This window comes from Mucilaginibacter sp. P1_A3 (genome assembly GCF_056406855.1).
On the sequence record NZ_JBFTZJ010000018.1, the window covers coordinates 1 to 12296 of the forward strand.

8 protein-coding genes are annotated in these 12296 nt (G+C 41.1%); 4 read left to right on the forward strand and 4 right to left on the reverse strand.

Annotation, left to right across the window (positions count from 1 at the left end; genetic code table 11):
• Positions 1-479 precede the first annotated feature (479 nt).
• Positions 480-1340 (reverse strand): sigma-70 family RNA polymerase sigma factor, encoded by an 861-nt coding sequence (locus AC1D0K_RS29265; RefSeq protein WP_295719838.1) that lies wholly within the window; start codon positions 1338-1340, stop codon positions 480-482.
• Between the two features lie 224 nt (positions 1341-1564).
• Between AC1D0K_RS29265 and AC1D0K_RS29270 the strand changes: the two genes are divergently transcribed.
• Both AC1D0K_RS29270 and AC1D0K_RS29275 read left to right on the forward strand, forming a co-directional pair.
• On the forward strand, positions 1565-2212 hold the full coding sequence (locus AC1D0K_RS29270; RefSeq protein ID WP_477398091.1) for a DUF2975 domain-containing protein: 648 nt from the start codon (positions 1565-1567) through the stop codon (positions 2210-2212).
• A gap of 3 nt (positions 2213-2215) precedes the next feature.
• Positions 2216-2446, forward strand: a complete 231-nt coding sequence (locus AC1D0K_RS29275) for a helix-turn-helix domain-containing protein (protein ID WP_477398093.1) — start codon at positions 2216-2218, stop codon at positions 2444-2446.
• A 330-nt stretch (positions 2447-2776) separates the two neighbouring features.
• Here AC1D0K_RS29275 and AC1D0K_RS29280 read toward each other — a convergent pair whose 3' ends face one another.
• The gene (locus AC1D0K_RS29280) at positions 2777-3616 is read right to left on the reverse strand and encodes an MBL fold metallo-hydrolase (RefSeq protein WP_477398095.1); all 840 of its coding nucleotides are present in this window, start codon (positions 3614-3616) and stop codon (positions 2777-2779) included.
• Positions 3617-3831: 215 nt separating this feature from the next.
• Complete coding sequence (gene lpdA / locus AC1D0K_RS29285) at positions 3832-5223, reverse strand: dihydrolipoyl dehydrogenase (protein ID WP_477398097.1); 1392 nt, start codon at positions 5221-5223, stop codon at positions 3832-3834.
• 369 nt (positions 5224-5592) lie between these two features.
• On the opposite strand from lpdA, the gene AC1D0K_RS29290 reads away from it, so the two are divergent.
• Positions 5593-8928, forward strand: coding sequence for a TonB-dependent receptor (locus tag AC1D0K_RS29290; protein ID WP_477398099.1), 3336 nt, complete (start codon positions 5593-5595; stop codon positions 8926-8928).
• A gap of 182 nt (positions 8929-9110) precedes the next feature.
• On the opposite strand, the gene AC1D0K_RS29295 is transcribed toward AC1D0K_RS29290, so the two are convergent.
• On the reverse strand, positions 9111-10292 hold the full coding sequence (locus AC1D0K_RS29295; RefSeq protein ID WP_477398101.1) for an AIR synthase related protein: 1182 nt from the start codon (positions 10290-10292) through the stop codon (positions 9111-9113).
• Between the two features lie 187 nt (positions 10293-10479).
• On the opposite strand from AC1D0K_RS29295, the gene AC1D0K_RS29300 reads away from it, so the two are divergent.
• Complete coding sequence (locus AC1D0K_RS29300) at positions 10480-12261, forward strand: chloride channel protein (RefSeq protein WP_477398103.1); 1782 nt, start codon at positions 10480-10482, stop codon at positions 12259-12261.
• Positions 12262-12296 lie beyond the last annotated feature (35 nt).

Sequence of the window (12296 nt, forward strand, 5' to 3'; positions counted from 1 at the left end):
TATCAAAAGTGAATAACCCTTCTTCGTTTGCTCTCCTGGTTGGATATCCTGGATATATCGCTAAGCAATATTCCTTACATTCTGTTCAAACTCTAAAGGGTAAAAGGAAATGAGGCAGTCTCTCTCTCTGAACATACCTTATGGTTGTTGGGGTCGCCGTCTGCTCTCATTTCCTTTCACTTTTTATTCTGCTAATCTAATTTATCATTTGATAACAAACATAGGAGGGTCGCCATCCGCGAATGGCGGACCGGCGGGGTGAGTCGTTGCCAGCATACAGAGCCGATTGCCTGGTATGAAACAAACACGTCATGGGGAGTCTGTCGAAGCATGCGGGCAAAGGCCTCTGCGCGCGCCCCTTCGACAGGCTCAGGGTGACAGGCCGTTTAAGAATAGATTATTGGGAGAAAAAATCATACAAATGCAAAAAGCCACTGGCTTTTCACCAATGGCTTCTCTTAAATATTTTTGAAGGATGATTAACCCAGATACGATTTTAAAATTTTGCTGCGCGATGTGTGGCGTAAACGTTGCAGAGCTTTGTCTTTAATCTGGCGTACACGTTCACGGGTTAGATTAAATTTTTCGCCAATTTCCTCTAAGGATAGGGGGTGGTTGGTGCCTAAGCCAAAGAATAATATAATGATCTCGCGTTCCCGCTCGGTTAAGGTTGATAATGACCGTTTGATCTCTTCAGATAATGATTCGTTAATTAAAATAGAATCAGTATCCGGTTCATGATTTTCAAGTACATCAAGCAGTGTATTTTCTTCGCCCTGTACAAACGGGGCATCCATAGATACATGGCGGCCCGAGTTGCTTAAGGTATCAGATATTTTATCAACAGTAGTTTCCAGAATGTCGGCAAGTTCCTCTGGCGATGGCTCGCGCTCATACTCCTGCTCCAGCTTTGAAAACGCTTTACTTATTTTACTTAATGAGCCTACCTGGTTCAGCGGTAAACGCACGATACGTGATTGCTCGGCAATGGCCTGCAATATCGACTGGCGAATCCACCATACGGCGTAGGATATAAATTTAAAACCCTTAGTTTCGTCAAAACGTTTGGCTGCTTTAATTAAACCCAGGTTTCCTTCGTTAATTAAATCGCCAAGGGTTAAACCCTGGTTTTGATATTGTTTAGCAACAGATACAACAAAGCGTAAATTAGTTTTAGTTAAACGCTCTAATGCGGCCTGGTCGCCTTCACGTATTTTTTGGGCTAATATTACTTCTTCTTCGGCAGTTATCAAATCAACTTTACCAATTTCGTGAAGATATTTATCCAGCGATTGTGACTCGCGATTGGTAATGGATTGCGTTATTTTGAGTTGTCTCATCTATTTAATAAAACTTTCTATCCGTTATATTCTGAATAGAACGTATAAAGTTAAAAATTTGTTCTAAAATAAAACATATAAATTGACAATGGCAAGTAGCTGATATAAATAAAAAAATAAATTTAATAAAATAAAAGTCGACTAATATTTATCGTTAAATAATAAATATTAGTTGATTTTTGATGAATTATATTTTACTTTGCACGTAATTTAATGATATGGTAATGAAAAAAATACGAAGATTACAGGTGTTGGTTTATATAGCATTTGGCTTGTTTTTTATTCAGAATGGAGCTGCTGATGCATTGCGGGGTTTTAAAGAGGGTTTAAGCGATGGAATGGGCTTAAAAAGCAGCGGTTTTACACAAAGATCGCCCCTGCATCCTGTTATAGATGGCAGTTTTATAACTCACCAGGCCGATGGTGAGTTAAGGATAGGCGACGACTACATTATGCGGGATATTAACATTACCAGCGAAGTGCGGGTTAATGCTGATAAATTGGTAACTCCCTGGATAATAAGGGTGGCAACAATTGTGCTGATACTGAGTATTGTAATTATTATGGGCAAAATGGCTTACACCATAAACAGGGTAATTCAGTATATTGCTGAAGGCAACATGTTTCAGCTGGAATGTATTAAGCAGATCAAAAATATCGGGATGCTATTGCTCTCCTACTCGCTGGTTGATTTTGGTTATCAGCTTATAACGTATTATGAACAAAGGCTTTTGATCCATTCGCCATTGAAGGTGATAAACACATCCTCTTTTGATTTTGTAGCCTTGATAATTGCCATATTGGTTTTCATTATTGCTGAGGCCTTTAAACAAGGTGCAAAGCTTAAGGAAGAACAGGCTCTAACCATTTAAGCCATGCCGATAATCATAAATCTTGATGTGATGATGGCAAAACGCAAAATGTCATTAAACGAACTGAGCGATAGGGTAGGTATTACCATATCCAACCTATCTGTCCTCAAAACAGGTAAGGCAAAAGCTATCCGTATAGAAACCCTGGAAGCGATATGCAAAGCACTGGATTGCCAGCCGGGAGATATTTTGGAATACGCACAACCAACTGTTATTGAAAATGTTACCAGGTAAGTAGATGGAAGATAATGACATGGTGGGGTTATAAGTAGGCAGCAATCATGTCAATTGCTGGTAGTTTAAAATCCAATGGATGAAAATGACCTTTGAAAAGTTTGTCATCCTGAACTATAGTGAAGGATCTATTCGCAGACTGTACAGGGCGAAGAAGCATGGCGAATAGCAGATCTTTCACTATCGTTCAGGCTGACAAAAGGTTTTTATAAGGATGTCAGCTTCGCAATGAAATAGATTCTTTAGGTACTGTATGTGTATTGATAGCTAATAGCTTACATGTAACTTATTAACTTCGTGACCTGCCCATTGCACACAGGCAGCAAGCCCTTACACCTCGCTCAGTTTAAAAGTATCCTTCACCCTGATGCCTTTTTCAGTTTGTTGCAATGTGCAGCATTCATTGATAGGATCGTGTTCAAAGTAGAGGATGTAGTCGTTCTCCACGGCCTCGGTCAGGAACACCTTTTTCTCCTGGAGGGTAGTAAGTGGAAACATGTCATAAGCCATTACATAAGGCAGCGGAAGGTGCCCTACAGAGGGAAGCAGATCGGCCATGTAAAGGATTTGTTTGCCCTTATAGTTGATGAGCGGCAGCATCATGGCTTCGGTATGGCCGGATACAAAACGGATATTGAAATCTTTGGTAAAAGCGATGCCATCCTCTGGAGCGATAAATTGCAGCTGACCGCTCTCCTGGATTGGTAATATGTTCTCTTTTAAAAAAGAAGCCTTTTCACGATCATTGGGATAAACGGCCCAGTTCCAATGTTTAGGATTGCTCCAGTAAGCGGCATTTTTAAATGCAGGTGATAGCTTTTCACCCTCTCTGATTACGGCACCGCCAACATGATCAAAATGCAGGTGGGTTAAAAATACATCGGTAACATCATCCCGGTGAAAACCGAGCGCAGCTAATGAGCTATCCAACGTAGCATCGCCGTGTAAATAATAATAGCTAAAAAACTTCTCGTCCTGCTTATTACCTATGCCGGTATCAATCAGGATCAACCTGCCCTCGTCCTCTACCAGCAGGCAGCGCAAGGCCCAGGTGCAAAGGTTGTTGGCATCGGCCGGGTTGGTTTTGTTCCAAATTGTTTTTGGTACCACGCCAAACATGGCGCCACCATCTAATTTAAAAAAGCCGGTATCTATTGTGTGTAGTTTCATAGAGGGTCAATAGTATAGAGGGTCAATAGACCATGGTTTTAATAAAGGTTTTAGTAAAAGGCGCAAAAGCTGATAGTCCAAAGTTAAAAAATAGCTATTGACTATGGTCTATCGTCCATGGACTTCATTTTGCCAATAAATAAGCACAAAAAAGCCGATAGCTCAAAGTTAAAAAAATAACAATGGACTATCGGCTATCGTTTATGGGACTTCTTTTACAAGTGTATTACTTCGTCATAAGCGGCTGCTGCAGCTTCCATAACAGCTTCGCTCATGGTTGGGTGCGGGTGAACCGATTTGATGATTTCATGACCGGTAGCTTCCAGCTTGCGGGCTGTAACCACTTCGGCAATCATTTCGGTAACGTTGTAGCCCAGCATGTGTGCGCCAAGGAATTCGCCATATTTGGCATCAAAGATCAGTTTTACGAAACCATCTTTAGCGCCGGCGGCACTCGCCTTGCCCGATGCCGAGAATGGGAATTTACCAACCCTGATCTCGTAACCTGCTTCCTTAGCCGCTTTTTCGGTATAACCTACTGATGCAACCTCTGGTGAGCAATAGGTACAACCAGGGATGTTATTATAATCTAAATGATGCGGATTTTGACCAGCAATTTTTTCCACGCAAATAATACCTTCGGCAGATGCAACGTGCGCAAGCGCCTGGCCTTTTACTATATCACCAATAGCGTAAACGCCTTCAATATTGGTTTTGTAATAATCATCAACCAGTACTTTACCTCTTTCGGTTTTAACACCAACTTCTTCCAGGCCAATGCCTTCGATGTTGGTAGCAATACCTACGGCCGATAACACCACTTCGGCTTCAATAACCTCGGTACCTGTTGCGGTTTTGATATTTACTTTACAAAGTTCGCCGCTGGTATCTACAGATTCAACATTTGAACCGGTCATGATGTTGATACCCTGTTTTTTAAGAATACGTTGCAGGTTTCTTGAAATTTCTTCATCCTCCAACGGAACAATATTATCTAAAAATTCCACTACGGTTACTTTGGTACCTATTGCATTATAAAAATAAGCAAACTCAATACCTATAGCACCAGAGCCAACAACCACTAATGATTTTGGCTGTTTAGGCAATACCATTGCCTGGCGGTAACCAATTACTTTAACGCCATCCTGTTTAAGGTTTGGTAACTCGCGTGAGCGGCCACCGGTTGCAATAATGATATTTTTAGCAGTGATTTGTTTGGTTGAGCCATCATTAAGCTTTACTTCAACAACGCCTTTTGATTTTAATTTACCAAAACCGTTTACAACATCGATTTTGTTTTTTTTCATTAAAAACTGTACGCCCTTGCTCATGCCATCGGCAACACCGCGGCTACGTTTAACAACAGCTGCAAAATCAACTTCGCCGGCACCGTTAATTTTAATACCGTAATCCTGCGAGTGATTAAGGTATTCAAATACCTGGGCGCTTTTTATTAAAGCTTTGGTTGGGATACAACCCCAGTTAAGACAAATACCACCTAATGATTCTTTTTCAATGATGGCAGTTTTTAAACCGAGTTGCGAAGCGCGGATTGCTGCTACATAACCACCCGGGCCTGACCCTATAACAATTAAATCGTAGTCCATATTTTTAATGATATACTTTGATAACTAAATTTTTGTTTTGTACGGATTATAGCGGGATGTGTTATTTGCCGCAGGCGCTATAATTTTAAAGGCCCAAAGCTAAGTAAAAACAGGCGAAATGAGAAAATTGAACAATTTACCACGGCGATAAAAATTTATTTTTACAGCACAATGTTTTCTGGGGCTTAAAACAAGGAAATAATTACGAATATCATATAATATCTACCTATTTACTTGTGATTATTTATGATTTTATGACACTGTGTTGAAAAAAATACAACGATTGTTAACATTAACTTAACATTGTCAGTCAGGCGATTACTTATCTTTGCCGCTAATTAACTAAAAGTATAATTAAAAAAACAATTTATGAGGAAGCCTTTACTTCTTTTATTATTATTAACGGGTTTATCATTCCTTTTCAGCAGGAATGCAGCCGCCCAGGGTGTTACCACCGCGAGCATCAACGGTATCGTTACCGATGCTAAAGGTGCTATCCCAGGTGCAACCGTTACTATCACACACGTACCAACAGGTACCGTGTATGCAAGCGTTAGCCGCTCAGACGGTCGCTTTAACATCCCTAACTTAAGGGTAGGTGGACCTTACACCTTTAAAGTAACCTTTATTGGTTATAAGGATTTTGTTCAGGATAACATCACATTATCTATCGGCCAGGATCAAAGGATCGCTGCTGCGCTTGAAGATAATACTACTAATTTGTCTGAGGTTAAAGTAACAGCTTCCGGAAGCAAAGTGATCAACTCTTCACGTACCGGTGCCCGCGAAACCATCAGCCGTTCACAAATTGAAAATTTACCAACTGTAAACCGTTCATTAAGCGATTTTACCAAGTTAACTCCATCTGCAAACGGATTGAGCTTTGGTGGTCGTAGCAGTAACTTTAACAACATTACTGTTGATGGTGCATTGTTTAACAACTCATTTGGTTTATCAGGTACTTTAGGTGGCCAGGCAAGTTCACAGCCAATTTCATTGGATGCCATTGACCAGATCCAGGTTGATATTGCTCCTTATGACGTTCGCCAGGGTAACTTTACCGGTGCGGGTGTTAATACAGTAGTAAAATCAGGTACCAACGAAGTAAAAGGTACTGTTTACTACTACGGTCGTGGTGTTAGGTTAACAGGTTACCATGCAGGTAATACAAATGTGCCTATCACTCCGTTTGATTACCATACTGTTGGTGCATCAATAGGAGGCCCTATTATCAAAAATAAATTGTTCTTATTCGTATCTGGCGAGCAGGAAAGAGTTAGCCAGCCACCTGCAACTGCATACGTGGCAGGTCGTCCTGGTTTAAGTGGTTCTAACGTATCGGCAGTTCAGTCAAGCACGTTAGAAGACATTAAAAACAAACTAAAAAGCTTTGGTTATGATCCGGGAGCTTATGAAAACTATGTTTACAGAACATCAAGCGATAAGTTAACCGCTAAATTAGACTGGAACATTGACAAGAATAACACTTTAAGCGCTAAGTATTTCTACTTAAAATCGTTTAAAGATCAGCCAGCCAGTAACTCAGGTATCAGCAATAGCGATGGTAAAACAAGTGTAGGTTACGGTACAACACGTGCTCCGGGCCCTAATACTTTGCCTTTCTACGGTTCTGGTTATACCATCAACAATAACTTTAATATCGGAATTGTTGAGTTAAATACCCGTGTTACCAATGCAATGTCAAACAAACTTACTGTAGGTTATTCAGCATTGAGAGATTACCGTGCCTTTTTAGGTAATGGATCTTTACCAATGGTTGATATTGGCAACGGTACTTCTGATGTAAATGGTAATGTTGTTACCGGTGCAAGCGCTACAGCAACAAGTTTTGGTTCTGAGCTTTATACTGCAGGTAACTTATTAAGTACCAACATTTGGCAATTTGCCGATGACTTTACCATATACGCAGGTAAACATGAGCTTACAATTGGTACAAGTAACCAAATTCAAAGCTATACCAATGGTTTTGCTCCTGATTATAATGGTTTATATACTTATAACTCAGCATCAGACTTTATCAATGATAAACCTGCCGCTGCTTATACTTTACGTTACCCTGCTACAGGTAGCTCATTGCCATTAGCAAAAATAAAGGCTTCTATTTACAGCCTTTACATACAGGATAAATACCATGTTACTGATAACTTCAGGTTAACTTATGGTTTAAGGGCTGATTATGATGCTTTCCCTACATCGTTGGCGGCAAACAGCAATGCTGCTGCTTTAACTTTCCAGGGTGGTACTCATGTTGATGTTTCTAAATTACCTAAAAACAGAATACAGCTTTCTCCTCGTGTAGGCTTTAACTGGGATGTTAATGGTGATGGTTCTACACAGGTACGTGGTGGTTCTGGCTTATTTACAGGATCGGTACCGTTTGTATGGATATCTAACCAGGCTTCAAACAATGGTTTATTGTTTGGTTCACGCACAATCACAAAAGCTAACGATCCTACCAATTCGCAGTTAGTTTTTAACCCGAATGTTAATGCTAACCGTCCACAAAATGCAACTGCAAACACATCTTACGAGCTTGATGTTGCTGATCCAAATTTAAAATATCCAAAAATCTGGAGAACAAACCTTGCAGTTGATCAAAAATTGCCTGGTGGTATCATCGGAACTATCGAAGGTGCATATACCAAAGATATCCGTGCTATCTATCACCAGAATTTAGTATTGTCTGATGGCTTTAGCACTTTTGCTGGTCCAGAAGGTCAAATACGTTACGATGCTAAAAATACTACGCCTGCTGCTGCGGCTGCCACTGCTGCTAACCCATCAATTACAGGTTTGTATTATATGAAAAACACCAGCAAAGGATTTTCATACTTCGTAACCGGTCAGTTACAAAAAAGCTTCACAAATGGTTTTGCTGCCAGTGTTGCCTATACTTATACCAAATCAAAAGATGTTAATGACGGTGGTTCAACTGCCAGCACCATCTGGAGCACAAGATATGTAGCTGGTAACCCTAATAGCGATAACCTTTCAAACAGTTCATACGTTCAGCCTAACAGGATCATTGCAACCGTATCATACCGCAAGCAATATGCTAAAAACTTGGCTACTACTGTAGGTTTGATATTTGAAGCTGCTAACAACGGAGCTATATCATACATTACTGCCAATGACCCTAACGGTGACGGTGCTACCAATGATTTGATGTTCATCCCTAAAAATCAGGGCGATATTATTTTAACCCAGGCACCTACAGCTCAAAATGGAACTGTAGATACACGTACGCCTGCTCAGATTTGGACTCAGTTAAATGGCTTTATTAACCAGGATAATTATCTTAGCCAGCACAGAGGTCAGTTTGCTCAAAGGAACGGCGCCATATTGCCTACCTACAAACGTCTTGATCTGCACTTTGCCCAGGATTTCTTTATCAAAACTGGTAAAGTAAAAAACACTCTGGAAGTTACTTTTGATGTAATCAACTTTACCAACCTGTTGAACAGAAATTGGGGTTTACAACAAGTTTCATACAGCGGGTTTAACAATGGTGCTACTACTGTGTTAAGGTATATGGGTAAAGATGCTACTACCAATAAGGCAATTTATTCATTCCCTTATCTTGATGCAAATAACGCTATCCCTGTTACCAATTCGTACAAAACGGATATCAGCCAGTTTTCTCGTTTCCAGGCTCAGATTGGTGTTAGATACATCTTCAACTAATCTTTCCTGATAGTATAAATTTAAAAGTCCCGGGCCGGTTGGTCCGGGACTTTTTTTTGTGCGCCTGGTATTTGCTTTTACTATTTTGCAGGATAAAAATACCGGAGTTTTGAAAATAGTGATAATGAAAAAAGGCCCTGAAATCAAGGCCTTTTTCTTATCTATTTAGAAGGATATAAAATTTATTCGTACTCAAAAACGCCAAATTCCGATGTGATGGTTGCTTTTTTGGTTTCTGCCTTTTCAACACGCCCGATGATCTGCGCGTCAACACCAAAGCTTTGAGATATTTTAATCAGGTCTTCTGCTATTGCATCGGGTACATACAGCTCCATACGGTGCCCCATGTTAAATACCTTGTACATTTCCTGCCAGCTGGTTTTTGACTCCTCCTGGATAAGCTTAAACAGCGGAGGGACCGGGAACAGGTTATCTTTTATAATATGAAGTTCATCAATAAAATGCAGCACCTTGGTTTGCGCGCCTCCACTGCAATGTACCATGCCGTTTATCTGGCTGCGATATTTATCAAGCATCGCCTTAATGATAGGGGCATAAGTACGTGTAGCGCTTAAAACTAGTTTACCTGCGGTTATACTTTGGCCATTCCCGATGTCAACAAGATCCGTCAGGTTTTTACTGCCGCTAAAGATGAGATCATAGGGGATAGCCGCGTCATAACTCTCGGGGTATTTATCGGCAATGGTTTTATTGAACACATCATGGCGGGCAGATGTTAGTCCGTTTGAGCCCATGCCGCCGTTATATTCTTTTTCATAGGTGGCTTGTCCGTATGAGGCCAGGCCAACTATAACGTTGCCAGGCTGGATGCGGTGATTAGAGATAACATCTTCACGCTTCATGCGGCAGGTTACCGTAGAGTCGACTATAATGGTGCGTACAAGGTCGCCGACATCGGCAGTTTCGCCCCCGGTTGAGTAAATGCCAATACCAGCATCGCGCAGTTCAGTTAATATTTCTTCGGTGCCGTTAATGATAGCTGCAATTACATCACCCGGAATCAGGTTTTTGTTGCGGCCAATGGTTGATGATAGCAGGATATTGTCAATAGCGCCTACGCAAAGCAGGTCGTCAAGATTCATGATGATGGCATCCTGGGCAATTCCGCGCCATACAGATATGTCGCCGGTTTCTTTCCAGTAAGTATACGCCAGTGACGATTTTGTGCCAGCGCCGTCGGCATGCATAATATTGCAGTATTCCGCGTCGTTGGTTAAAATATCTGGTACTATTTTACAAAAGGCTTTCGGGAAAATGCCCTTATCAATGTTTTTAATGGCATTATGTACATCATCTTTTGAGGCGGATACACCTCTTTGATCATATCTTTGCGAAGAAATCATGGGCAAATATAAATTAATCGTACACGAATCTCAAATAAACACGAATTTCACGAATGGGAACGAATCATCACGAATTTAAGAAATACGGGTTTTACAAATAGGTAGAAGTGTGGGGAATGTTTTTCAAAATGTATAACTTGCCATGTGCGGTGGAATTGGTGTTAATTCGACTTAATTCGTGAAATCTGTGTTGATATTAAAATCCATCTCCTATAAAATAAACCGCTGGCGCCTTAGGCGAAACAGCCAGCGTAACTTTTTAATTTATTGCAGTGTATTTGTGGGCTTTTTTGGTGGCCTTGCAGCCATCGCGTTAAAGTTTCTGGTGCATTTTATGGAGGATGTAAGCCACAGCATCTCATCGCACCTGTATTATCATATCGCTTATGTGTTTTTGCCCGCACTGGGTATTTTTTTGGCCGTAGCCTGGCAGCATCTCATCAACCGCGATAAAATTCAAAAAGGCATAGGCAGTATTTTGATCAATATTAAAAAGAACAGATCAAACATCAGGGTAAATAATATTTACTCGCATATAGTAACCAGTTCGTTAACCGTAGGTTTTGGAGGGTCGGCCGGTTTGGAAGCACCTATTGTAGCTACCGGTGCCGCCATAGGCTCCAATGTGGGTAAGTTTTTTAAACTTAGTCCCTACGAAAAAACGGTATTACTGGCTGCTGGGGCTTCGGCTGGTATAGCGGCGGTATTCAACAGCCCCATAGCGGGGGTACTGTTCTCGTTGGAGATATTAATAGGCGAGATAACCATACCTACATTTATACCCTTATTGATTGCATCAGCAACGGGGGTGGTGGTTTCTAAATTATTATATTCTGGTCAGCTTTTTCACCTAGTTACCGAGGGCTGGGTAGTTACTGCAATTCCTTTTTATATTTTGCTGGGTTTGTTTAGCGGATGGATGGCCTTATATATTAATAAGGTAGGCGGCAAACTGGAGGGCGGAATCCTGAAAAAACAAAACCGTTATGTGCGGGCGCTTTTGGGTGGTTTGTTTTTAGGGGGTATTATTATGTTATTTCCGCAGCTTTTTGGCGAGGGCTATCATTACCTGCAGGAGATTTTGAATGGTAATATTGATGCCCTCAAAGATGAATCGTTATTTGCTGACTGGCTTTCGCAGCCGATGCTTATGATCCTGTTTATCGCGTCGCTGGTTTTTATGAAAATCATAGCGGCAGGTATCACCTTAGGCTCGGGTGGTAATGGCGGTTCATTTGCGCCTACCATGTTCACCGGCGCCTTTTTGGGTTTGCTGGTGGCTTATAGCGTAAATGCAACAGGGCTTATCCATTTAAATACCAGTAATTTTATTGCTGTAGGCATGGCCGGGGCATTAAGCGGTGTACTGCACGCGCCCCTCACCGCCATATTTTTGATAGCCGAAATTACCGGGGGGTATGTTTTATTTATTCCGCTGATGATTGTATCCTCTATCTCCTACATCATATCGCGGTTGTCGTCGCCACATAATATATACTGGCAGCACCTTATTCATGAGCAAAACATTCATCCCGGGCAGGATTATAGTATGCTGAATGCCATTACGCTGGATAGTGTTATCAACAGAAAATACACTGCCGTTGACAAGCAAACAACGGTTAATGATTTTTATAAAATTTTGGCGGTAACCGATGCCAATATTTTCCCCGTATTGAAAGATGATGGCCGGCTGGAAGGTGTAGTGCTGATTGATGACATTCGCCGCCGCCTGTTTAACCAGGAGATAGCCGATGATACCATTGCCGATATCATGATTGTACCGCCAACGATAATTGACTATGAGCAGCCAGCCAGCAGCGTAATGGAAACCTTTGATGCCATTGATGTATGGCAGCTCCCGGTAACAAAAGATAACCTGTTTATTGGCTTTATATCCAAGTCGGCCCTGTTAAGTAAGTATCGAGAGGCAATTATTGAGCAGCATAAGGCTAGTGATTTGTTTGCATAAATTATACACTAATTTCACGAATAAAGACGAATGCC